The organism is Paenibacillus sp. EB106-06-01-XG199, assembly GCF_058791575.1.
Genome location: NZ_JBYTDQ010000004.1, coordinates 440,537 through 463,001, shown reverse-complemented (window position 1 = coordinate 463,001; position 22,465 = coordinate 440,537). Strand labels below are relative to the sequence as shown.

Annotated in this window: 15 protein-coding genes; 12 read left to right on the top strand and 3 right to left on the bottom strand. The window is 45.2% G+C overall.

The window, feature by feature from the left end:
* Nucleotides 1–43 precede the first annotated feature (43 nt).
* From AC3WT9_RS17120 to AC3WT9_RS17100, 5 genes are all read left to right on the top strand, one after another.
* A complete protein-coding gene (locus tag AC3WT9_RS17120) occupies nucleotides 44–1,723 on the top strand; it encodes an acyltransferase family protein (protein ID WP_341377696.1) in 1,680 nt (559 codons plus the stop codon).
* Nucleotides 1,724–1,767: 44 nt separating this feature from the next.
* The gene (locus AC3WT9_RS17115; protein WP_341377697.1) at nucleotides 1,768–2,439 is read left to right on the top strand and encodes an SGNH/GDSL hydrolase family protein; all 672 of its coding nucleotides are present in this window, start codon (nucleotides 1,768–1,770) and stop codon (nucleotides 2,437–2,439) included.
* Nucleotides 2,440–2,479: 40 nt separating this feature from the next.
* Nucleotides 2,480–3,484 carry an LCP family protein gene (locus AC3WT9_RS17110; RefSeq protein ID WP_341377698.1) on the top strand — a complete coding sequence of 335 codons (1,005 nt, stop codon included), beginning with the start codon at nucleotides 2,480–2,482 and terminating at the stop codon, nucleotides 3,482–3,484.
* A complete protein-coding gene (locus AC3WT9_RS17105) occupies nucleotides 3,462–6,227 on the top strand; it encodes a M14 family metallopeptidase (RefSeq protein WP_341377699.1) in 2,766 nt (921 codons plus the stop codon). The genes AC3WT9_RS17110 and AC3WT9_RS17105 overlap by 23 nt, the downstream gene beginning before the upstream one ends.
* Nucleotides 6,228–6,323: 96 nt before the next feature.
* Nucleotides 6,324–7,445 (top strand): DUF418 domain-containing protein, encoded by a 1,122-nt coding sequence (locus AC3WT9_RS17100; RefSeq protein WP_341090883.1) that lies wholly within the window; start codon nucleotides 6,324–6,326, stop codon nucleotides 7,443–7,445.
* A gap of 177 nt (nucleotides 7,446–7,622) precedes the next feature.
* Here the strand turns inward: AC3WT9_RS17100 and AC3WT9_RS17095 are convergent, their stop codons facing one another.
* The gene (locus tag AC3WT9_RS17095) at nucleotides 7,623–7,994 is read right to left on the bottom strand and encodes an alpha/beta hydrolase family protein (RefSeq protein ID WP_341090884.1); all 372 of its coding nucleotides are present in this window, start codon (nucleotides 7,992–7,994) and stop codon (nucleotides 7,623–7,625) included.
* 517 nt (nucleotides 7,995–8,511) lie between these two features.
* Between AC3WT9_RS17095 and AC3WT9_RS17090 the strand changes: the two genes are divergently transcribed.
* Nucleotides 8,512–9,633: a discoidin domain-containing protein gene (locus tag AC3WT9_RS17090; protein WP_492407768.1), complete on the top strand. Its 1,122-nt coding sequence runs from the start codon at nucleotides 8,512–8,514 to the stop codon at nucleotides 9,631–9,633.
* A 104-nt stretch (nucleotides 9,634–9,737) separates the two neighbouring features.
* On the opposite strand, the gene AC3WT9_RS17085 is transcribed toward AC3WT9_RS17090, so the two are convergent.
* Nucleotides 9,738–11,357, bottom strand: a complete 1,620-nt coding sequence (locus AC3WT9_RS17085) for an alpha/beta hydrolase family protein (protein WP_341377702.1) — start codon at nucleotides 11,355–11,357, stop codon at nucleotides 9,738–9,740.
* 623 nt (nucleotides 11,358–11,980) lie between these two features.
* The gene (locus AC3WT9_RS17080) at nucleotides 11,981–12,877 is read right to left on the bottom strand and encodes an AraC family transcriptional regulator (protein WP_341377703.1); all 897 of its coding nucleotides are present in this window, start codon (nucleotides 12,875–12,877) and stop codon (nucleotides 11,981–11,983) included.
* Between the two features lie 178 nt (nucleotides 12,878–13,055).
* Between AC3WT9_RS17080 and AC3WT9_RS17075 the strand changes: the two genes are divergently transcribed.
* The 6 genes from AC3WT9_RS17075 to AC3WT9_RS17050 all read left to right on the top strand — a co-directional run bounded on the left by AC3WT9_RS17075 (nucleotide 13,056) and on the right by AC3WT9_RS17050 (nucleotide 22,435).
* The gene (locus AC3WT9_RS17075) at nucleotides 13,056–15,239 is read left to right on the top strand and encodes an alpha-galactosidase (RefSeq protein WP_341377704.1); all 2,184 of its coding nucleotides are present in this window, start codon (nucleotides 13,056–13,058) and stop codon (nucleotides 15,237–15,239) included.
* Nucleotides 15,240–15,358: 119 nt separating this feature from the next.
* Nucleotides 15,359–17,143 (top strand): cache domain-containing sensor histidine kinase, encoded by a 1,785-nt coding sequence (locus AC3WT9_RS17070; RefSeq protein WP_341377705.1) that lies wholly within the window; start codon nucleotides 15,359–15,361, stop codon nucleotides 17,141–17,143.
* Nucleotides 17,136–18,686 carry a response regulator transcription factor gene (locus AC3WT9_RS17065; protein ID WP_341377706.1) on the top strand — a complete coding sequence of 517 codons (1,551 nt, stop codon included), beginning with the start codon at nucleotides 17,136–17,138 and terminating at the stop codon, nucleotides 18,684–18,686. Before AC3WT9_RS17070 ends, AC3WT9_RS17065 begins: the two co-directional genes overlap by 8 nt.
* 84 nt (nucleotides 18,687–18,770) lie before the next feature.
* On the top strand, nucleotides 18,771–19,727 hold the full coding sequence (locus AC3WT9_RS17060) for an ABC transporter permease (RefSeq protein WP_341090896.1): 957 nt from the start codon (nucleotides 18,771–18,773) through the stop codon (nucleotides 19,725–19,727).
* A gap of 14 nt (nucleotides 19,728–19,741) precedes the next feature.
* Nucleotides 19,742–20,680: a carbohydrate ABC transporter permease gene (locus tag AC3WT9_RS17055; protein ID WP_341090897.1), complete on the top strand. Its 939-nt coding sequence runs from the start codon at nucleotides 19,742–19,744 to the stop codon at nucleotides 20,678–20,680.
* Nucleotides 20,681–20,725: 45 nt separating this feature from the next.
* Complete coding sequence (locus tag AC3WT9_RS17050) at nucleotides 20,726–22,435, top strand: ABC transporter substrate-binding protein (RefSeq protein ID WP_341377707.1); 1,710 nt, start codon at nucleotides 20,726–20,728, stop codon at nucleotides 22,433–22,435.
* The last annotated feature ends 30 nt before the right edge of the window (nucleotides 22,436–22,465 follow it).

Sequence of the window (22,465 nt, the reverse complement as noted above, 5' to 3'; positions counted from 1 at the left end):
ATAAAGAGGATAAAAGCCCAATAACAAACAAGGACTGAACAGAATGAATGGGAAACAGGATCATCTTACGAAGCGTTATATGCCGGGAATAGATGGCCTCAGAGCTATTTCTGTCCTGGCAGTCATTGCTTATCATTTTAATTTGAAGTGGGCACAGGGTGGTTTGTTGGGGGTTGGAGTATTTTTCGTGCTATCGGGATACCTGATTACGGATCAAATACTTCAGGAATGGAAAACGAATCATAGCCTTTCTATCTGGAATTTCTGGATGAGAAGATTTCGCAGGCTGTTGCCTGCCATGGTATTCATGCTGATTACGGTTGGGCTCTGGCTTATGTTTACGGATCCTTCAAGGCTGCTTTCACTAAAAGGGGATATGCTCTCTTCAATCTTCTACATGAATAACTGGTACCTCATATTTCATGAGGTTTCCTACTTTGAGAGTTTTGGTCCAGCTTCACCGATTGGGCATCTATGGTCGCTTTCCGTTGAGGAACAGTTTTATATTGTTTGGCCCCTTGCGTTGCGCGTTGGCTTAAGGCTTTCACCGCGCCGGGGGAAGTTAATGCTGTATATCCTGGTTTTAATCTTTTTATCTACAATAGCCATGGCTATATTGTATGTACCGGGAACCGATCCAAGCAGGGTCTATTACGGAACAGATACCCGGGCATTCGCTATCCTGATTGGAGCGGTCTTAGCAGTCGGCTGGCCAAGCTGGAAGCTGAGCGGGAGGATCTCATCTTTCGGACGGTCAATGCTTGATATTACAGGCGGATTAGGCTTGCTTATTATCCTTGTACTGATTTATCTAACCAAAAAATACGATGACTCGTTGTACCCATTCGGTTTTCTTTTCTTGTCTGTGATTTCTGCGGCTGTTATCGCAGTGCTGGTGCACCCCGCCAGCCGCCTAGGCGGAATATTGGGTTGCCGGCCGCTAGCCTGGATTGGTAAACGCTCCTATAGTCTCTACATTTGGCATTATCCGGTGATTATTTTGATGAATACGAATGCAGCTAACGAAGAGCTGGGGTTTACAAGAATTTTGCTGCAGCTCTCGGTCATCCTGATGTTGTCCGTCTTCTCCTACAAGTACATTGAAGAGCCGGTTCGGAGGGGCAGATTTCGCGCTCAACTGCAATCCGTGAAGAGCAAGTTTTCGTTCAAACCAATGGTCGGATTAGTTTTGACGATTCTAGTCTTCTTTCGGTTTGTTTCTTGGATAACGGCCTCAGCCGAGAAGCAGCCTGGAATTTCTAGTCCTGTAATTGCCGAGAAGATCACTTTGAATGAACATCAAGACTCTAGTAGCAAGGATGCAGGGGGAGAACCTCCTGAACAAGGAGAGGGAGTTACCGCTATCGGAGACTCATTAATTTTGAATGTCGCTTCATCTTTGGAAGAAATACTTCCTGGCATCGTCATCGACGGCGAGGTGGGAAGGCAGATGTCCAGTGCCCAGGATGTTGTAAATGAACTGCGGGCAAGAGGAAAACTGGGGAACCGTATCATATTGGAACTGGGGACCAACGGCTCTTTTAACAAAACTAAGCTCCGGCTGCTGCTGGAATCTTTACAAGACGCCAAACAGGTTTACCTTGTAACCACCCGGGTACCGGAGAATTGGCAGAATTCCGTAAATGAGGCTTTGAAAGAGGTTGCCGGTGAGTTTCAAAATGTGAACATCATCGATTGGTATTCTGCTAGTGATCAAAGTTAACAACACATGATGAGGCGAGAGACGCCCGAAAGGATGAAATGCAGATGAAATTTAAAAAAACAGGGATGGTATGGTGTCTTGTAATTCTGATTTTCGCTTTGGGATACCTGGGGATACATCGGGAAGCTTCCTCGGATTCAGTTGAAAAAGAAGTGGCCAATCAACCGATTGTACAAAGTCAGCAGATTTCAAAAAACACTCCGCAACAGCAGCAAACTAATGCCGGGGAAGAGGATGATATTCAAAAAGGAGAAGAGGTTACCGTCATTGGGGATTCGGTTATTGTGGGAGTCGAACCCTACCTGAAAGAACTGCTTCCTAAAATCACGGTTGACGGGAAGGTGGGCAGACAGATGTCGCAAGCGAAGAAAGTAACTGACGAATTAAAAGCAAAAGGGGCGTTGGGCGATTACGTCATTTTAGAGCTTGGAACGAATGGTCCATTCAATAAGGAACAACTCCGCAAGGTGTTAACTTCACTGTCCGACGCCAAACAGGTGCTTGTGGTAACTACCAGGGTTCCAAAAGGATGGCAGGATACCGTGAATTCAACTATTAAAGATGTGGTTCCTGAATTCGATAACGCCAAAGTTGTGGATTGGTATGCAGCAAGCGAGGGGGAAAAGAATTACTTCTATAAAGACGGAGTGCATCTTAAGCCGGATGGCAGCAGATATTACGCTTCTCTTCTCCTGCAAGCTTTGCAAGAACAGTAAGGATGATGAAGGGAGGAATACAAAGAAAAGAGGATTCGACATGAAGTTGAAAAAGAAAAGAATTGTAATAGTGGCATCCATTTTTCTCGTTGGGGTTATCGCGTTTGTGTTCTATTATGTCTCTTCTATTTATAAAGGGCTGGATGGATTAAGTAAAACTGCGGATAACTCTCCTTTTTATGAGGTGAAAGCAAACGATGAGAAGATCGTAGAACCTCCGAAATGGACTGGCAAGGAACCCGTCAATATATTATTGATGGGAGTGGATGCCCGCGGAACCTCCAAAGGGGAGATTCCCAGATCCGACAGCATGATGGTGGTAACGCTCGACCCGGTCCGTGATCGTATTCATGTGTTTTCCATTCTCCGCGACACCTATACCGAAATTCCGGAGCATGGCAAGAACCGTATCAATACGGCGATCACATATGGACCCAATACGGCGATGAGTGCAATAAGTGATCTACTGGGAATTCCGATTCAATTTTACGTATACACAGACTTTCAGGGCTTTATTAAGCTTGTGGATGCTGTAGGTGGAGTCGATTTCTATGTCGAGAAGAATATGAACTATGAGAGTAAAGCCGATAAGCATGAATATGACATTGACCTGAAAGAGGGTCAGCAGCATCTGGACGGGACAACAGCACTGCAGTATGTTCGTTTTCGTCATGATGCTATGTCCGATTACTCCCGGACGAAACGCCAGCGGGAATTCACCAATGCCATCGTCGAAAAAATGAAAAGCACTACCTCTATCATGAAGCTGCCTTCCATACTTGAGGAGGTCAGTCCTTATATTGATACCAACCTATCGGTAAACGATATGTGGAAACTGGCGTCAGTGGGATACCGAAGCAAAATGGAGGCAAGTGAGCAAATTCCTCCAATGAACCTGGTTAAAGAAACCTATGTTGGAAGAGCGGCGGTTCTGGGCGTCTCAAGCAGCAATGAATTGAAAGAATATGTCCGGAATATCATTGAAAACGATGCATCGGAACAGTCAGAAGAGGGGAAACAGAATGTTGAAGAAGCTATTAAATAAAGGCACACTGGCGATATTAATTTCACTGTCGCTGCTGACCGGCACGACGGCTCACGGTGAAAAGTTTTTGAGTGAAGTTAAACCTGTCCAAATCTTAAAAATGAATACCAATGTGGCATCCATGACGGAAAAGAAAACAATCCAAGTCCGTTTTAATCTGCCGAAAGGTGTAGATTCAAAAAGGATCAGCTGGACCTATGGAGGCAAACCGTTATCCGAATGGAAGAAATTTGCGTTTGAAAAACGTAATTACACCGGTCCGTCTTTTATCACAGTTAACAATGTAAAGACGAAAGGAGTGGTACTCACGGCCAGCATTACCTTTGACCTGCCTTACAGTACGGACAATCTGGCTGAACCCCGCCTGCAGCAGCCGTTATTCGCTTCACTGATGGGAACCTATGATCTGGCGGCAAAAGCTAACGGACATGTTATTGCCCAGGCTCCGGTGAAATTAACGCCATATGACAGCTTCCTGACTTACGAGGAGTTGAAGCCGCAGATTGATGCTGTTACAAAGCAAGCCGCAATCAAAAACAAACGGTACATTCATACCGAATCCATTGGAAAGTCGGTCGAAGGAAGGGATATTTACTTCACGATCGTCGCTAAGGACAAAGCAGCGGTCGACAAATATCAGAATGTAACTCATGCTGCCATGTTGAATAATCCCAAGCAGCTGCAAGCCGATATTAAATCAGGTGTATTCAGCGACTATGCCGTGCCCATCTGGCTGAATAATATTCATCCGAATGAATCGCCGGGTGTCGATGCCATTTTTAATTATTTTAAGTCTATGGCATTGGACGATCGGATTACGTATAACACCACGCTGTCCGATGGCAAAGCAAGCAAGGTCAACTTCAATGTAGATGATGCGTTAAAGCATGTGTTCTTCCTGCTGGTTTATACGGATAATCCGGATGGCCGCGTTCATACGGAACGGGGCAATGCCAATTATTTTGATTTGAACCGGGACAACTCTTATCAGACGCAACCGGAGACGCGCAGCGTAACAGAACAAATTGCGAAATGGTCCCCGCTTTCTTTTCTTGATTTGCATGGGTTTGATAGAGGCTTCCTGATTGAACCGGCTACGCCGCCGCATGATCCTAACATCGAATACGACCTGCTCATTGACAGTATGGTGGAGCAAGCAAAAGCCATGGGCGAAGCCGGCATCGCCAACACCAAGTATGATTATTATCATATTCCCTACGAGGAACACCGGAAATCTGTGAAAGATTCGAAGTATGTTTCAAAAGGTACGGCTTTGGGATGGGATGACGCTTCTCCGGCGTATACCGCCGTATTTGCCATGCATCATGGGGCGCTCGGACACACGCTGGAAATTCCGGAGAATAACGAAGAGTCTACGAAAGCACTATACTATAGCGTGGCAGCAGCAACATCCTATGTCATGAATAATCAGAAAAAATTGTTCCTGAATCAACTCAAAGTCTATGAACGCGGTGTGGATAATATTGATAATCGTGCAGTAGATAAGTATTTGGTCAATGCCAAAAATAAAGAAATCGGCCGCCCGCGTCAAGGGAATGCAAATTTCTTTCCGGAGTATTACGTACTGCCAGTTGATAAAAGCGTACAGAAAAATGCGCTTGAAGTTTATCGTATGGTTGAATATTTCCTGCGAAACGGGGTTCAGGTTGAGCATTCAACAGAAACAGTAACCGTTGACGGTACGACATACCCTGCAGGATCATTTGTTGTGAATATGCATCAGTCGATGCGAGGCATGGCAAATCTCGTCTTGTATGATGGAATTGATGTATCGGACTATAAATCGGTTGCCGGAGAGATTGTTCAGAATTTCCCTGATCTGCGCGGGTTCGATCGTTATGTGATCCGGGAGCCACGCGTATTTGCAAGCAAAACGATGCCGGTAACATCCGTCCCGGTACCGGGGACGACAATGCCAAACAACATTGCGTACGTCCTCATTCGCAACACGAATAATGATGCGATCAGAGCGGTCAACGATCTGCTCTCATCAGGCAAAGCAGTGACGATGCTTACAGCAAGTGAAGAGGGGCACGAAGCAGGAGATTTTGTCGTTTCCTATCAGGACCTAGAACCATTAGCTTCCAAATATGTTCTTGACGTGGATACATTTGGGGAAAGTAAGCCAGTTGGACAACACCTTAAACGCCTGACTGTAGCCGCTCTGGGTGAACCTGAGTTTGTATTGGAAGATTTGGGCTTTGATGTGACAGCAGACCAGAAGAAGGCTGACATCCTCGTAAATACGTTTGATTCTGCTGAGCTGGTAAGGAACGGAAAACCTTATATCGCATATGGAAATATGGGGATGAAGAATATCCAGGACTGGATTCCCGGGTTCGCCTTTGCCGGACCTGACTGGGAGCGTTATGAAGGGGTATTCCTGGCAGACGTTAGTCAAGACAACGTTATTACTGCACCTTACAAAGAACAGGAGGATTTTTATACTGTCAGTGGTTCATATATTACAGCTGTGCCGAAAACGGCAGAAGTACTTGCTAAAATAAGCGACAAAGAGAATTTTTACAAAGCAGGCTGGTGGCCGAAACACGCTGCCGCCAAGGGTCAGATCATGGCTTTTACGTACAAAGAAAATAATAAAAATCTGACGGTATTCGCTAACGACTTGACAAATAACGGCCATTCACAGCATCAATACCGTTTGCTGGCGAATTCAATATTCAGTGCAGAAACCGGGCAATCTGCAGCTGCTGGTTCCTAGTTCTAATGAATCGCTGGCCATATTCACCGATCGTATGCCAGAGAAGCTGTCGATAAGTTGACCGGGGCACGAACATATTTTTGAGGGGGAATTTAGTTGTCAAGCCGTATAAATTCGCAGGGTACACGGCGTCTAATTGCACTGGACGCAGCACGAGGGCTAGCGGTAATAGGAATGTTTTTGCAGCACTTTACTTCAAACGATGTTATTGCTTCTATTGTCTCAGGGAACACAATGATATTATTCATACTTTGTTCCGGCATCTCCTACTCGATCATGACACAGCGCATGATTGAAAAAGGAGTGGAGATGGCTGCATTCAGGGCACAGATGCTGGCACGGGCAATATTCATTGATCTTATTGGTTATCTTCTTATTATGTTAAATGGTCCTTTTGGGGTTATTTTACCTGCCTATGCTACATTATTCGTATTGGCTTTAGTGTTGGTTCGTTGCTCTAGGCGTACACTTTTTACAATATCATTAGTACTGCTTGTGGCTGGACCTCCACTGATGATTCTAGGTGGCAGTGTGTTGTCAGAAGCCTACTTCCTAGGAGACATAGCTGGCGGTCCATTATCTGCGCTTGGGGTCGCTCCGGTTTTCGTTGCTGGCATGGTGATCGGGCGACTTAACCTTCATAGTCTACGTAATGCAACGTGGCTTATCATCAGCGGCATAATTCTACTTGTCATCTCTAAGCTGTTTTCCAACCGGGTGCTTCCTGGGCTGGCCCATTCTTTTGAGAAATGGCTTCTAGATTATACGAATATCGCCACTACTCAGCCAGATCCATATGCAATCTGGCCACACAATGTAGCACCGCCCCTGTGGCAAATGCTTCTGACCTCAGGTCCGCAGAGCGGGTCAACATTTCAACTCCTGATTGGGCTGGGTACTTCTCTTCTAGTGCTGGGACTGACATGTCTTATAGCGAAGAAGGGGGCTGCTATACTTACACCTTTTGCCGCAGTTGGACAAGTAGCGTTAACTCTATATGCTGCTCAGTTTGTTCTTGCCTGGGTGCTCATAATTAGTGGTATGGACTATACATTTGGTGTCGTAAGTGTCGTACTGATAACACTCATTGCAGGTGGGCTGCTTGTGCGCTTCTCAATTAGTCCGCTTGAGACAATGATGCGGCGCTTCGACCGGTTATTTAGCGGATTTCAATCATCTGCTGCCCCAGCGGCAAGCCGGTCTAGCAATATTTCATAACTGAAAGGAGAGGGAAACTCTGATTCGTCTATAGTTCAGTTGTTTCCTTCTGACCGCTTCCTTCGAGAACTATTGAAATTAAAACCCCAAAGCGAGTGCCTTGCTGTCTGTATTTACAGTAGGCTACCATTCCCCGTTCACGCTCTGGTTAACGATATGTAACAGGCACTTCTCACCCTAATAATCAGTTCCCTTTAATGTGTAAGCTGCCCGGATTTTGACTAATTGATTGTCCACATGATCCTGAACATCATCTGGTATGCAGAGTGCCGGGTAAAGGAGAATTAACGCTTCGACTTCATTTGCGCGTTGCGCTACTGTGAGCGCCGAAATAAATCCGCCTTGGCTAAAGCCCATAAGCGATACTTTACTTGCATCTACATAGGATAAACTTTTGACATAATCCATGACGGCTTTAAGGTCCTCGCATTCAGTCTGCACCGTCATATCGGTTGTTTCTCCGTCACTTCTACCTTCCCCATGCGTACAGCCACCGCAGAAATCAAAACAATACGCTGCATAGTTGTTCCCCCGTCTCTTGTGCAGCAAAACTCACGTTCTATAATGTTTGTATTCATTTCTTAACCTTCCTTTCAGATAAATTAATGCGCTTTTATTAATGAGGAAAGGTACAACATCTCCAACACAGTTAGTGTTGAGAATGCATTTAAGCCTTCGTCCATCCGATAGTATCAGACGCCCCGTTCCCCGCATATTACCTTGTCCATTCTTCACATGGCCGGAATCATTTTGTGACCGAGATATGGTTGACAATAGGATATTCCTCCTCTTAGGAGCAAAGTATACTTGCCCTTTGATTGTTATTGTTTTCCACTATATCGGGCACATGTGGCTAAAGTTTGGTCAATATGTAAACAAAAGATAACAAAAGTACATTTCCCTTGTCGCGGGTGATTCCGGATCCGATCTTTCTTCTGGTGACTTTTTTTGAGGCGAAGGGTTAAAAATCGCTAACATTCGACAAACTTTTTATATTTTATGTACTACTATATTAAATGAGTATTTGTTCATCAATAGAATTTATAAGAAAAGAAGCGAGGATGCGATGGCAATTCGAAAACTAATGATCAATGTCTTGTTTATCTTTATGGCTGTTAACTCTATTTTTACCTATAGTTTGTATGCGGCGTCTCCTGCTTCCAGTTCACTGAGTTCGTCTTACGGAGGTGAATGGGTTGACAAAGCATTGGTTGAGGTCGAAGATCTCGACGGTACGATAAATCTTACATTTGATAAGAATACGGGCAAAGCATCTTTAGAGTATTCAGTCTGGGACGAAGAGAACTATACCTTTCAATCAACGGCACCTATTGCTGTTAATGAACAGAAACCCGTAAAATTCACCTACGAATACCAGGACTATACCCAGCATGAAAATCCAAGGACTGCGCAAGGAGAGGGCATCATTGATTTCAAACCTGGCACTATTGTGCTTAAAATGGGAGCACTTCCTTCGGATATAGACAAAATTTTTGCTCAGCCGCAGACCTTCATTCGTGATCCTTATGCGAACCGGGTTCCAAAGCCAGGGGATGCCTTAGCTGTTGTATCCCAATACTGCAAATGCAAAGAATCCAATCTGGTGAAATTCATTTACCCTGCTGCAGACAATGAAAGCAATAAAAATTGGATTGCTTATGTCGAAGTGTATGTAAGAGGGATTCTCTTAACCGAATATAAAGTGAATTTGCACACCTATAAGGCAACAGAAATCAAGGATTTATGGTCGCAATCCTCTCATTTTGCTAACAAAGTTAAGGTTTCCAAAATCACAGCATCATCCACATTACCTAAATCGAAGGCCGGCTCTTATAATGCAAATCAAGTAATCGATGGGGATACAGCCACATGCTGGTGCGAAGGGGTTAAAGGGAGTGGAATAGGACAAAGCTTTACGATTAGCTTCCCCCAAAAAACTGAGGTTAGCAGCTTGAAGGTTTTTCCGGGGTATGGTAAATCCGTCTCCGCTTATCTGGAGAACAACAGTGTGCGTAAAGCAAAAATAACCTTCTCCGATGGAACCTCTGTCATTGTTGATTTCACGAAGGAATCCGTATGGGATCTGCCAAAAGTTAAAGCAACAACCAGCATTACGTTCACCATATTAGAAGTCAACCTAGGCTCTAAGTATAACGACACTTGTATCTCGGAATTTACCATCTCATAAGAGTATCACTGGGCAGTGATATTTAATCAATTCTTTTATCTTTACTTTGTAACTGGACAGTGAATAGTTCTCATAGAACAACTTTTCACTGTCCAGTTACTGACCTAATGACTCTTGATCCAGCTCTCCAGATCATCAATCACATATGTTGGCACATTGCCAGGAACAAGGAATTCATACATCGGATCACCCTTGCCACTTTCGATATAGGCATGATTCAATTCAGGGTAGAGCTTATAGCTTGTATCTGAAAGACCTGACAACGTCTCCTTCCATAGTTCCAGTTCAGTTGAGGTAACCTGTGCATCTCTGCCCCCCTGCAGGATAAGAAGCGGAATAGGATGCTTGATCAGCACCTGTCCTGGCACATAGCTCTTCAAACTGTTCCACCAGTATGCATTTGGTGTCAACTGAAACGCCGCAGCATGATGCGGATCAAAGTCTGGTTGAAGCACTAGGCCTAACTGTTCTCGATAGATCGCCAGTGTATCCGCTTCTACCTGGTCTTCGGCACTCGCTTCAAAGTAAGTATCAATTTCCGTCAACTGAGGGTTCGGTGATGACAGAATGAAAGCACCGGCAATAGAGTTTGGCTCTGCCTGTGCAACAATCTGTGGTACCATCAACCCACCACGGCTGTGGCCTGCTAAATAGATTCGACTCGAATCGATACCTTCAGTTTTCTGCAAGATGTTGATCGCTGATAACGCAGGATCTACAAACTCTTCTTGCACGGTATAAGTGGAATAGGATTGTGCGTAATGCTCACGAGTAATCTTCTCAGCTCTTATTACTGCTATACCACGACTTGCAAGACCAGCAGCCATATCTTTGAAAGGTTTAACCGCCATAAATGTGTTATCCTGATCCGACTCTCCATCGCCTTGAATCAATACAACCGCCGGATAAGGTCCCTTGCCTTGCGGCATCGTCAAAGTGCCTGGTACAGTATATTTTCCTTCGTTAATAACGACTGCCTTCTCTGTGTAAGAAGAGGGATCTGCATAGTCTGGTAGCTTATAACTGTTTGGAACATGCATATTGACATAAATATCATCTATCAATCCCTGGTTATTATAGCGTATCTCCACATCAAACTTGCTGCCCTGCAGCTCTAAAATTGCTGTTACCACCTGATGCACAGCATTATTCGTCCTATTTATTTCTATGATGGATGCCCCAACAAGCTGGTTAAGCATCATGGTAACAGGAGTCGGGATGGAAGTCTGAACGAGCTTCTGATCAGCATACGCTAGGGCCTCTATCAGTTGTCCCCGTTGCATATTAGTCAGAAAAGCTGCAGTTCTCATTGTTAAATCACTTTGGCTCAAATGGAAATTTTTCATCTCTGGTACCCAATCCAGCTTCGACTTCATAATGGTATTGAAAAGCTGCTCCGACATATACGTCTTCCCCTGCTTCATTTCAATCTTGCCAGCGTTCTGAACAGGCTCACCATTCAGCTTGGCAACCAATTTGTTAGCCTGTTGTTGAATCTGCAGCCCACCAGCCCAGTTAATAACCTTGACCGTACGCGTTGCCTTATCCCACTGCATCTTCATGCCCAGCTTCTCTACTACTTGCCTGAGCGGGAGCAAGTCATCTGTCTGGCTCGATATGAAATGGGATTGGCTCGCTGCCGAGGCAGAAACCGCATTATGCATTAAGGAAATGCTAATCCCAACTACCATTAAACACTTTAACGTTCTAGCTTTCGTAATCATATGTATTCCTCCTCGAATCAATAAAATCGTCTTGTTTGTTGATCTGCTGTCAGAATACCAAGCGATTATAAGGAAACGATAAGGAATGAATGTTTCGATCAAATAATAATTTATGCTATACTGTGGTTCGTATTAAGTTTGAACATAAATTCACAATCTAAAAGATAGTGGTGATTCAATGAGCCATATTCTAATCATAGACTTCGCTTGTACGGATACCGCTTTAACGGTCATGGCTTATTTACGCAAATCTATTTATCGCATGTTTGCTTGTAACCCGCACTTATCCATAACGAAAATAATCCAAGCCAAATAAGGAAACAGTGAATTTGATGCCGGTTCGCTTGCTTCTTAAAGATTAGAACTTTTCACTTTCCAGTTTTATAAGAAGTAAAAATAAAAAATAAAAGGAGAGTTAAGATAATTAAAGAAAACCATTCTATAGATTGTTTAAATATTAAACTATAAAACACATCAATAATTTCTAAGATGATTACTATACATATAAATATTCCCCAACGATCCTTTTTCATTAATATACACCGTCCTAATTTACAATTAATCACATTATATAACTTTACAGAATAGTTTACTGGCTTCGGCATATCTATTTCTTCTATTTCTCATGGTGTGAATCCGCTATAAAAAAGATGTTCCTCTTCAATTTGCTGAATTTGCTTTGGGGAATCGTCCTGGGATAGGGCAAGAACTTCCGCCCGGTAATGTTTAGGAGAGGAGCCCTTTAGCTTTTTGAACATTTTTGAGAATAGCAAAGCATCGCTATAGCCTACGGACCGGGAAATGTCAGCGATTGAAAGTTCCGCGTTTCCCATGATCTCACATGCTCTATTGATTCTATAGCGAATCAAATAATCCTGGATGCTTATATGCATCCGCTGATTGAATAGCGAGCATAAATAGCTTCTATTGAGTCCGATAAATTGGGCAATGTCCGAAATGGTTATTTTTTCAGGATAATTCATCTCGATAAAATCCTTTACCTTTTCAACGTAAATCTCGGCACGGGTTTCTTTTAATTCAGGGGATGTAGCCGGACTGAACTCCACGAGCAGCGATAACAATAAATAAAGCAGCCCCGTCAGTCTGGTTTCCCGGGCTTTACGGAATCCCCGCGACTCGTTCATCAACTGCAAGTACTGGTAAATCATATCATCTCTGTCGTAGCGGAAGATAGGGGAATCCTTTGTCAGCCCTGCTTGCTTGAGGAGCAGTTCCGCCGATGTCCCGTTAAACCCAACCCAGCAATAGGACCAAGGATTTGCTGTATCAGCTTGATAATAAGTGAATACATCGGGAAAAATTAAAAACCCCTGTCCCTTCCGCAACCGGTATTTAATTCCACCCACTTCAAAGAATCCTTCCCCGCTCAAAACATAATGGAGTAAATAGTGACTCCTCACAGCTGGCCCAAAAAAATGACCCGGTATACAATCCTCAATGCCGAATTGGTTGAGTTGTAATTCTGTATGCTGTTTACTACGTGGCAGATACTCAATCATAATAAATCTCCTTAATATAAAATATCTAGTATCATAACATATTTAGTGAGTACCATGCCATGTACTCTATATCTGAGTTTAATATATTATTTCTATAGAACTGCCTGTTCTAATGCATGGACTTATCAAGTATTAAACCATGTAGACAGTATTTACTGGAAGGAAGGGATATTTTGTTATGGGCATAATCGTACAAGAGCAAGCAGGGCTATTTCATCTGCAGTCGTCCGGCATGAGCTACATTTTACAGATAGTAGATGGTCACCCTGTACATGTATATTGGGGGAGCAGACTGAAACACCGGGAACCCATGTCCGATCTGCTAATTGCTACCCCGAAGAAGGCTGGAATAGACCGGTTGCCGCAAGAATACCCGCAATATGGGAGCGGGGACTTCCGGAATCCGGCGTACCAGGTTGAACTTGAGGATGGAACACGCATCACTGAGCTGAAATATGAAGGTTACCGGATGACTAAGGGAAAGCCTGCCCTAGCCGGGCTACCGGCCGTTTATACCGAGGAAGAAACGGAAGCAGATACGCTGGAACTGGACTTAACTGATACTTATTCAGGGCTTAAAGTTGTGCTTAGTTATAGCATCTTCGCAGATCGTGACGTCATCATTCGCTCGGCCCGGCTGAGTAATGAGGGGGACACAAAGTTGCGGCTTCGGCGTGCCCTGAGTGCCAGTGTCGATTTTCCGGGCAAACGCGATTTTGAGATAACGTATCTTTCAGGTGCCTGGGCCCGGGAAGGTAATATTACCCGCAAAGCGCTTCATCAAGGGGAGACCCGCATCGACAGTAAAAGAGGCATGAGCGGCCATCAATTCAACCCCTTTGCCGCGTTGGTCACTCCGGAAACGACGGAGCATCACGGTGAGGCTTTCGGTTTTAGCCTTGTCTATAGCGGTGGCTTTGAAGCAGATGCGGAAGTGGACTCGTTTGGCTCTACGCGGTTTAGCATCGGGATAAATTCCTTTGATTTTGCGTGGTTGCTCAGTCCAGGGGAGTGCTTCCAGACCCCGGAAACAGTTATGGTTTACTCTGGGCAAGGACTGGGAGACATGTCCCGCACGTATCACCGTTTGTATCGGACCAGGCTTTGCCGGGGGGAATATCGCGACGAAGAACGTCCTGTTCTAGTCAACAACTGGGAAGCTACCTACTTTGACTTTAATAGCGATAAGCTGGTATCGATAGCGGAAGAGGGAGCCAAGCTGGGGATCGAGCTGTTTGTTTTGGATGACGGCTGGTTCGGGAAAAGGGATTCTGACAATTCGTCGCTTGGTGATTGGTACGAGGATCGCCGGAAGCTCCCAGGTGGTCTTCAGGAGGTTGCGGAACGCATCAATAAGCTTGGCCTAAAATTCGGGCTCTGGGTTGAGCCTGAGATGATCTCGCCGGACAGTGTGCTGTACCGGGAGCATCCAGACTGGTGCCTTCATGTTCCGGGGCGGAGACGCAGTGAAGCAAGATGGCAGCTAGTGCTGGATTATACCCGCAAAGAAGTGCGCGATTATATCTATGACTCGCTGTCCGCTATTTTTTCCAGTGTGCCGGTCTCTTATGTGAAGTGGGATATGAACCGCTGCTTAACAGAAATAGGTTCGGCTGATCTGCCGCCGGAACGTCAATCCGAGACTGCCCATCGTTATGTTCTGGGATTGTACGAGCTGTTAGAGCGCATTACTACCGCATTCCCGCATATTCTTTTCGAGAGTTGCTCCAGCGGAGGCGGCCGGTTTGATCCAGGCATGCTTTATTACATGCCGCAAACCTGGACCAGTGATAATACTGACGCCGTGGAACGGCTGAAGATTCAATACGGCACCAGCCTGGTTTACCCCGTAAGCGCAATCGGAGCACATGTGTCGGCCGTGCCGAACCATCAAGTTGGCAGGGTGACACCCCTTGATTTCCGGGGCGATGTCGCGATGTCTGGAAACTTTGGTTATGAGCTTGATCTTACGAAATTCTCTGAAGAGGACAAAGAGACGGTCAAACGCCAAATCGTAACCTACAAGGAGATTCGCGGATTAGTACAGAGGGGTGATTTGTACCGTTTGAAGAGCCCTTTCGAAGGAAATGAGTCTGCTTGGATGTTTGTTTCCGAGAATAAAGAGGAGGCGCTGGTCTACTATTTTCAAGTGATGGCCGTGCCAAACGCGCCCCAGAGATTTTTGCGTCTAGCCGGACTTCATCCTGAACTTGCATACGAGATTCAGCCGGGATACAGCGGAGAACAGTCTATCCTTGGGGGAGATAGGTTAATGCAGTTGGGACTGTCCCTTCCCTATGAACAAAAGGATCATGAAAGCGGATGGTTCCGTGTCCGAGCTGTAAGTCCTGACAAAGCTTGATGTAAAGGCGCTTTCACTATCCGAAAGAGTAACAATACATCAAATAAATCTCTGCCCCTTTTTGTGTGAAAAGGGGCATTTTGCGTGCAGTGGCCGTATTGGCCCGGGAGGATGATTCTATGAATTTTATCCGAATGATGAATGACATGAAAATGAAGAAGAAACTGGCGCTTACATTCATTTCAGCAGCTGTTCTTCCGTTAGTGTTATCCAGCTTGTTTTTGACCGGGAAGCTTCGGGAGATTGTCATTAATGACGCCTCTTCGCAGGTATCTGACAATGTGGAGCGCGTCAGAAAACGTACGGAAGAGCTGATTAAGGTACCGCTGGACATTTCCTACCGGTTAACCATTGATAACCGGATGAAGAGGGTGGCCGCCAAAAAATATGAAAGTTACACAGAGGTTATTCAGGCATACCGGGAATATACGGATATTCGCGACTACATCCAATTGTACAAGGAGATATCGGGCATTCGCGTATATGTCGTTAATCCGGAAGCACTCAACAACTGGGAATTTATCCAGCCGGACACTACCATTACAGCTGAAGCTTGGTACAAGGAGGCCATAGACCAGAAAGGACTTGCCGGTTGGAACCTAATCAAGGATGAACGTAACGATACCGAGCAGCTTAGTCTCATACGTTCATTCCCTGTGGATTCAATAGAGCAAAAAGGTGTTCTGGTCATTAATGTAGATAAACAGCAATTAAGTTCGATTCTGGACCAGGAGTCGTTCACTACGCTTATCGTGGATAACCGGAATCGGGTCGTCGGATCCAACGAAGCGGAGTTTTTCGGGAAGAACCTGTCAGAAATTGATGGGGAAGAAAAGATTCTTTCGCGTCAGGAAGGAAGTTATAACACGGTTGTGGGCGGCAAAGCTTCCAAAGTGGTTATCGCAAATCTCAATCCGGAGAATAGCTGGAATGGACTTCGGATCATTTCTGTTTTTTCCGTTTCCGAGATTACCCGTGATGCCAATCAAGTGATCCGGCTCGGCGTAGTTGTGATAACGGTCAGCCTGGTGTTTGCAGTATTACTAATCTATGCTTCGGCTTCGCTATTATCCGGAAGGCTGCTTCGCCTAAGCAAACATATGTCCAAAGTGGGACTGGGATCTTGGGAAACGTATCTCCATATTGACGGTAAAGATGAAGTTGGCTTGTTGTCCAAGCAATTTAATGCGCTCGTTAGAAGCGTGCATGATCTGGTCCAAGAAGTCCAAGAAACGAATCATCAGAAAAATCTTGTAGAGCAAAGACAAAACGAAATTAAGTTCAAAATGCTGGCAAGCCAGATTAATCCGCATTTTCTCTTCAACTCTTTAGAATCCATACGAATGGAGGCTCACATTCGCAAGCAGGATGATATTGCAGAGGCCGTGTGGCTTCTGAGCACGCTATTGCGCAGCAGTCTGGAGGCTGGTAACGGCAACATTCCGCTTCGGGAAGAACTTGAGCGTGTGCGCTGTTATCTGGGTATGCAAAAGTTCCGCTATGAAGACCGGTTGAAATATAACTTGACGGTTGATCCTGATTTGGAGGAGATGCCCATCCCTCCGTTGATTATTCAGCCTTTAGTGGAAAATTCCATCGTTCATGGTCTTGATAACCGCGAAGAAGGAGCTGTCATTAAAGTTGAAGTGAAGAGAATCCCGAAGGGAGTTCGAGTTAAGGTATGGGACAACGGCGCAGGCTTCCCGGCAGAACGTCTCGCTAGTATTCGGGCGGAACTTGCCGTATCCGTACATGAACAGGAGAGCAAGCGGATCGGTATTAGAAATGTAAACGATCGGCTCGTCATGCTGTACGGGGCATCCAGTGCCTTGTGTATCGAAAGCGAGCCCGGGAAAGGTACTTACATCACGTTTTTCATTCCTGGAGGTGCATCCAATGATTAAGGTAGTGATCGTGGACGATGAACCGAAGCTTCGGCAAGGACTTCGAACGCTAATTCCGTGGGAGAGTCTCGGTTTTACAGTTATAGCTACAGCAGGCAATGGTAAAGAAGCATTGAAAATCATCGAGGAAGAAAGCCCTGAGGTCGTACTTGCAGATATCCGTATGCCCGTTATGGACGGCTTACAATTGATTCAGCACTTGAGAACGGCCGGTAAACATTTGCATGTTATTATTCTCAGCGGATATGCCGATTTCGAGTACGCCAAACAAGCGATCAAGTATGGGGTCGCTGGTTATCTCCTTAAACCAGTAAACATCAGCGAAATGTCGGCTAGCTTGAAACTGGTTCGCGAGCAGATCGAAAAGGAATCCCTTTCGAACGAAGGGCGTCAGACAGAGGTTGTGAACCGGGATTTGTATCTGCAGAGTCTACTCGTTCCTCAGGAGAAGACGGGAGATCCGGCAAAGCTGAGAAGTAAGACAAAACAAGCGGATTTGTTGTGGGGCAGTTACGAAGTAGCGGTCATCTATCCGCGGGTTTCCGATGCGGAGCGTTCTGAAGAATTAAACCGGCTTTCGGTTGGACTGAAACAAGGGATAGAGGGACGGAGTAGGGGGATTGTGACCGTTATCTCCCCCTATGTCATTCTACTGCTCAACGTGCCGCTGCACGGAAGACAACGGCGCGATAATCTGTACGGTGAGATTCGGAGCATCGCAGGCGATACCCGATTCGCTGCTGCAACCGGGGGGGCTGTTACCGAACCGGAACATATTAGCAGCTCTTATTTAAAAGCCCAGGAAGCGGTAAAACAAGCTTTTTTCAGCACTAAGGATAGTCTTCTGGAGCCGGATATTTCTTATTTGTCTTCGCCGGTATTGTCTCGGCTGCCCGATGACAACTATGAAGAGAGGATAGAGGATTTAATATTCCGCTTGTATTATTGCCTGGATGCAGGAAACAAGACAATGGTACTGCAGCTGTTAAACGAGGCTGCAGCATTTTTTCTCAAGCAGGGACAAGATGAGAAGTCTGTTAAACAATCCTTCTTTTTTCTTTCCAACGCGATCATTCATAAACTGGCCGCTGCCTCCCGGATCGAACTAAAGGAAACAGAGACAGTCTCACGATTTTTAAACGGGATATACCAGCATGATCATCTGCAGGATCTCTTGGAAGAGATCCACTGTTTCTTGTCAGAGTTTGCAGAGGACTTCGAGCCTAAAGGCAAGGATCAGGAAATTAAGAAAATGCTCGACTTCATTCAGAGACATTATGGAGAAGACATAAGGCTGTCATCGCTTGCCGGACTGCTAAACTATAGCACCCCTTATTTAGGACAGCTGTTCAGGAACGTAACCGGGGAGTACTTTAACACTTATCTGGACAAGGTCCGCATCCAAAAAGCAAAAGAGCTGCTGGGCCAAGGAATGAAGGTATACGAAGTGGCCGAACATGTCGGTTACACGAATGTTAATTACTTTCACAGCAAATTCAAAAAATACGAGGGCCGTTCTCCGTCGGATTATAAAAATCCATAATTAGTGGATGATTTTCCCCGAAATTCTTAGTATGGGCCATGCCTCCCTTCTGATTTATTATGGATTCAAGAGAGGGGAGGAACTATGAAAACGATAACAGTAAATGCGGAAAACGCATACAAAAAGAGAAAAAAGAGTGCCTGGAAGGAGTTTAAAAATCAGAAGTATCTGTACTACATGTCTATACCCTTCGTTCTTTGGGTCTTTGTGTTCCAGTATTTACCCTTATGGGGCTGGACCATGGCCTTCCAGAAATATAAACCTGGATTAAGTTTTTTTGAACAGAAATGGGTGGGCTTGGAGCATTTCCGCACCTTGTTCAGGGATGACCACTTCTACCAAGTGCTGCGTAACACGCTGGCTATGAGTTTTATGGGATTGATCGCCGGTTTCATCGTACCGGTCGTCTTTGCTCTGCTCCTAAATGAGGTCCGTGTTCAGGCTTTGAAACGGTTTGTCCAGACCGTATCTTATCTTCCACACTTTGTTTCCTGGGTGGTTGCTGCAGGGATCGTCGCAAAAATGCTCTCGACGGACGGCGGAGTAGTGAATGATATCCTCCTTGGCCTGAACCTCATTGACCAGCCGATTCAGTTTATGGCAAAAGGTCACTTATTTTGGGGGATTGTAACCGGTGCGGATATTTGGAAGGAAACAGGCTGGAACGCCATTATTTACTTGGCTGCTATATCCGGTATTGGGCCTGAATTGTATGAAGCTGCACGGGTGGACGGCGCGAGCCGATTGAGACAAATATGGCATATTACGTTGCCGGGTATCCGGCCGACAATGATCGTCCTTTTGATTATGTCCATTGGTCATCTGCTAGGCACAGGCTTTGAGAAACAATTTCTGCTAGGGAATCACCTGGTCATTGATTACTCTGAAGTGCTTGATTTGTATGCGCTTAATTATGGTCTGGCTATGGGACGATACTCCTTCGGAACGGCTATCAATATCTTCAATTCGTTGATAAGCCTAATCCTATTGTTTGCGGCTAACGGAATTTTTAAGCGCTTTACAAATGAAAGTATTATGTAAGGAGGAAGGGTGACATGGGGGTTGTTAATAGCAATGCGCCGGTCGGCCGGGTAAAACAGAGCCTTCAGGCGAAAGCGCCACAAGATCGGATTCTTGAAGTAATCGTTTATCTTTCAATGATTGTCGTAACCATTCTGACGATCTATCCATTCTTAAACGTACTGGCCATATCCTTTAACGATTCAGTAGATACCGTTAGAGGAGGAATCACCATCTGGCCAAGGCAATTCACGTTGGATAACTATAGCCTGATTTTCACTTATGGAAGCCTGATTACCGGGTTCAAAATTTCCTTACTGCGGACCGTCATTGGTACCATAGCAGGCTTGATCAGCGGTTCTATGCTGGCTTACACGCTTGCGAGGAGTGATTTTCAGGCGAGAAGATTTATTTCGATTTTTCTTGCTGTCACTATGTATGTCACCGGGGGCTTGATTCCGGGTTTTATCCTGATGAGGGATCTGCACTTGATTGATACGTTTGCTGTCTACATTCTGCCAGGTCTTGTAAGTGCATTTAATGTCTTCGTTATCCGTTCCTTTATAGACGGTCTGCCTTATGCGCTGCAAGAATCAGCTAAGCTGGACGGCGCCAATGATTTCACTATATACTGGCGCGTTATTCTTCCTCTTTGCAAACCCGCATTAGCTACTGTGGCTCTGTTCTTGGCGGTGGGGCAATGGAATTCGTGGTTCGATACTTATCTTTTTAACGGGTCTAACGAAGCTTTGACAACTCTGCAATATGAGTTAATGAAAATTTTGCAAAGTACTACAACAAGTGCAAACAATTCTCAAGATGCCGCTAATATGGCTGAGCGCATGTCACAAATTTCGCCGGAATCCGTTAAAATGGCAATCACTATTATTGTTACGGTGCCGATTCTTATCGTTTATCCTTTTTTGCAAAAATACTTTGTCAAAGGGATGACGCTCGGCGCAGTAAAGAGTTAAAACGATCCAAATTATTAACTAATTCATTATTTTGGGGGGAGCTTCATGAAGATGGGAAAAAAACGGATGGTCATGTCTTCCATACTGGCGCTGACTTTAGCGTCGACACTTGGAGGTTGTAGTGGAAATAACAATTCGGCTGCCGGAGAGGGAAACAATGCAGAAGGAGGGTCTACGTCCGGGACAAATTCGAAGCCGATTACGCTCACTTATTTTTCGGAGGACTCCAGCACGAACTGGAATAACATGAAGGATGAAGTCGGTAAGATTATTACTGAAAAAACCGGTGTAACCCTGGATGCCGAGTTTGCCGTCGGTGACCCGGTACAAAAGATTTCACTGATTGCCGCGACAGGCAACTATCCTGATTTGATAGCGGCAAAGGCGGATGTCGGCAAACTTGTCGACGCTGGTGCTATTCTCGATCTTACAGATTTGATTGAGGAGCATGCTCCTAACATCAAAAAAATGCTGGGAGACAAGATTGTCCGCACAAAGTACAATTTGGACGATCAAGCGATTTATGCTATTCCAACCTGGTCCTCCGTTGATGAGAAGAAAATTAAAGCCGACGGGGGCTTTGAACTCCAACACCGTGTCGTCAAGGAGGCTGGATATCCTGAAATACGTACGGTAAAGGATTTCGAAAAAGTTATCCAGGATTATATCACCAAGCATCCGAAGGACGAAAACGGCAACAAAAATATCGGGCTTTCGCTGAATGGGGACGACTGGCATATGTACCAGGTCACCAACTCGGGATTCCAGACAACCGGAGGACCGGATGACGGCGAATATTACATTGATCAAGAAACGCATCAGGCAACTTATCATTTCCGCCGTCCGGAAGAGAAAGAATATTTTCGCTGGTTGAACCACATGAACGACATCGGGCTGCTTGATCCGGAAAGCTTCGTGCAAAAGACCGACCAGTTTAAGGCTAAAGTGGCTTCGGGCCGTGTTCTCGGCTTGGCTGATCCGGAATGGGATTATGGTGACGCACAGAATGCGCTAAAGTCTGCAGGGAAATTCGATCAGACTTACGGTCATTATCCGGTTACGATGAGTAATGAGTACAAGGATACCAGTTTCTGGTCTGCCGGTTTTGACGGAGGTTACGGAATCTCGATTTCCAGCAAGTGTAAGGACCCGGTACGTGCGATTCAGTTCCTAGACTTTCTGGCATCAGAAGAGGGACAAATCCTGAATAACTGGGGTATTGAAGGAAAGCATTACACGGTTGAAGCTGGCAAACGGGTGGTTATTCCGGCTGTACAGAAACGGATGGACACAGACAATGCGAGTTTCCAAAAAGAATCCGGTGTTGGACTTTACTGGAACATGATGGTTCATTACGGGGATGGAGTTAAGGATTCAACCGGTAACTATTTCACACGTAATTATCCGGAAATGTTGACCACAACTTATAGCGAACCTGAAAAGGAAACTCTAAAGGCTTACAAGGCGGAGCATTGGAAAGATCTTTTCCCAAAGGAAGAGGAATTCCAGCCAAGAGCTTACGGTGCAGCTTACACCATGCCGCTGGCTAACGATGATCCTGCTGTTATACTAGGAGCTAAAATGAAGGATATTACTTGGAAACGCATTCCGGAAGCGGTTATGTCCAAGCCGGGGGAATTCGATAAGATTTGGGACGCCTATATGGCAGACCTGGATAAGGCTGGAGTTAAAGAAATGGAAGAAGCCTATACCAAGCATATCCAAGACCGGATTAAGCTGTGGTCCACTAACTAATTCATTTTAATAAATCGGGACGTTTTCACA

Coding starts and splice junctions, on each gene's coding strand:
- AC3WT9_RS17080 (WP_341377703.1), bottom strand. CDS start 12,877: ATGATTGAGTATCTGCCACGTAGTAAACAGCATACAGAATTACAACTC.
- AC3WT9_RS17105 (WP_341377699.1), top strand. CDS start 3,462: ATGTTGAAGAAGCTATTAAATAAAGGCACACTGGCGATATTAATTTCA.
- AC3WT9_RS17120 (WP_341377696.1), top strand. CDS start 44: ATGAATGGGAAACAGGATCATCTTACGAAGCGTTATATGCCGGGAATA.
- AC3WT9_RS17085 (WP_341377702.1), bottom strand. CDS start 11,357: ATGATTACGAAAGCTAGAACGTTAAAGTGTTTAATGGTAGTTGGGATT.
- AC3WT9_RS17070 (WP_341377705.1), top strand. CDS start 15,359: ATGAATTTTATCCGAATGATGAATGACATGAAAATGAAGAAGAAACTG.
- AC3WT9_RS17050 (WP_341377707.1), top strand. CDS start 20,726: ATGAAGATGGGAAAAAAACGGATGGTCATGTCTTCCATACTGGCGCTG.
- AC3WT9_RS17115 (WP_341377697.1), top strand. CDS start 1,768: ATGAAATTTAAAAAAACAGGGATGGTATGGTGTCTTGTAATTCTGATT.
- AC3WT9_RS17110 (WP_341377698.1), top strand. CDS start 2,480: ATGAAGTTGAAAAAGAAAAGAATTGTAATAGTGGCATCCATTTTTCTC.
- AC3WT9_RS17065 (WP_341377706.1), top strand. CDS start 17,136: ATGATTAAGGTAGTGATCGTGGACGATGAACCGAAGCTTCGGCAAGGA.
- AC3WT9_RS17060 (WP_341090896.1), top strand. CDS start 18,771: ATGAAAACGATAACAGTAAATGCGGAAAACGCATACAAAAAGAGAAAA.
- AC3WT9_RS17090 (WP_492407768.1), top strand. CDS start 8,512: ATGGCAATTCGAAAACTAATGATCAATGTCTTGTTTATCTTTATGGCT.
- AC3WT9_RS17055 (WP_341090897.1), top strand. CDS start 19,742: ATGGGGGTTGTTAATAGCAATGCGCCGGTCGGCCGGGTAAAACAGAGC.
- AC3WT9_RS17075 (WP_341377704.1), top strand. CDS start 13,056: ATGGGCATAATCGTACAAGAGCAAGCAGGGCTATTTCATCTGCAGTCG.